The 1715-nt window shown below is 70.7% G+C and carries 1 protein-coding gene; it reads right to left on the bottom strand.

Features of this window, described 5'->3' with window-relative positions:
• Window positions 1-167: 167 nt before the first annotated feature.
• A complete protein-coding gene (locus tag ACYVG5_RS21375) occupies window positions 168-1595 on the bottom strand; it encodes an IS1380 family transposase (protein ID WP_222050816.1) in 1428 nt (475 codons plus the stop codon).
• Window positions 1596-1715 lie beyond the last annotated feature (120 nt).

Genomic DNA, 1715 nt, shown 5'->3' with positions numbered 1-1715 from the left:
CCTTGATCTTTCGTGATCTTGTCGGGGTTCATGATCGTCGGGGTTCTGAGCCCGCGTGGGCGTGAGGATGACATCGGGGTGTGACGGTTCGCCCGAGGTGGCTCGGGTGGGCGCCGGTTCCACTGGTCGGCCGGGTTTCTCGGGTCGTTGGGTCTGAGAGCCGGTGGTCAGCCGGCTACGGCTGGTGGCGGTGAGCCGGTCAGTCTGGCCAGGGCGTCGAGCGCTGCCAGGGCGAGCGCGGTGAACGGCGCGTTCGCGGCGAGGTGGAGCAGCCGCTGGCGTCCGGTGCGGGCTGCTCGGGCGGGGATGGAGAACAGTCGCAGCCGGAGCTTCTTGGGTTCCCACCTGCGGGCGTCTCCGTTTCCGGGGTGCCCGGTGAGCGCGAGGGTTTGCATCCAGGCGGTCAACTCGCAGGCCAGCGCGACGATGGCGCACCAGATCTTGTTCTGGTCGAGGTCGTGCAGCGGCAGGTTGGTCAGCCCGGTGTCCTTCGCGCAGCGGATGCGGTCCTCGCAGCGGGCGCGGCGGCGGTGCCGCAGCTCGAGTGCGGCCAACTGTCCGCGGCTGGTGTTGGTGGCGAACGCGGTCACCCGCAGGCCGTCGAGGTCTGTGATCCGTAGCTGCGCGCCGGGGTGCGGGCGTTCCTTGCGGACGATGATCCGCATCCCGGCCGGCCAGGAGGACAGGTCGAACAGGTCGGTGACTTCGGCGACCCAGGCGCCGGGCCGGACCTGCCCGTGGGCGTCGTAGGCCGGCTCCCACACGTCATCGGGGATCGCGGCGAGCTTGGCTTGGATAGCGGCGAGGTCGCCGGGCAGGGTGAAGCCCACCGAGTAGGACAGCCTGCGGCGGGTCAGCCAGGCGAGTAGCTCGTGGGTGCCGCCGGCGCCGTCGATACGGACCAGCACCTTCTTGCCGCGGGTGTGCCCGCCGGGTAGCTGCGCCAGGGCTGCCTTCAGCACGGTGAGGTGGTCGGTGACAGTGTTGGACCCGGCGTTGCCCTTGCGCAGCAGGAAGGCCAGCGGCTCACCGGTGCCCTCGGCGCCGTGGTCGACAAACGCCCACAGCGGGTGGAACCCGAAGCCGCGCTTGAACGTCGGGGCGGCCGCTTCCTTCTCCGAGTGCGCGGTCACCAGGGTGGCGTCCACGTCGATCACCACCGGCGCCGCAGCGTCGGCGCCGGAGTCGGGGGCGTGCTCCCCGGCCAACGACCAGGCAGCGGTGCGTGCCGCGGCGCGGGCGGTGTTGATCGCCGCGAGCGCGGCCGGGGCGTCGGCGGCCAGCGTGTCGATGCAGCGGGACACCGTCGGGTCCGACGCCACCGCTCCGAACACCTCGGGAGCCGCGCGTAGCTGGGCGATGTCGGCCAGGCAGTCCCCGCCGATCGCCAGCGACACCGCCAGGTCCAGCAGCACCTTGCCGGGATCGTGGACGGCCAGCGGCTTACGCCACGGCGCCAGCGCCTGGCGCAGCTCCTGGGGAAGACCGACGGTCTGCGCCGTGCGCAGCAGCAACGTCGACCCGGCGTGAGCCACCACCGAGGCGCCGGCCCCGTCGATGGCCGGACGCGGGTAGTACAAGGTAGGTTTCTTCACCTGGAAGGTGCTCCTCGATCTACGCTTCTCGGTTCCTCGACAGTCCCGATTATCGCAGGTCAGGGGCACCTTCCGTTTGATCAACTTTGCGCTATGCAGTCCCGACATGAAAGCCCCGGG

The sequence above is a fragment of the Modestobacter lapidis genome (genome assembly GCF_054780755.1).
The sequence above is the reverse complement of the archived record's forward strand: the minus strand, read 5'-3'. Positions and strand labels throughout refer to the sequence as shown.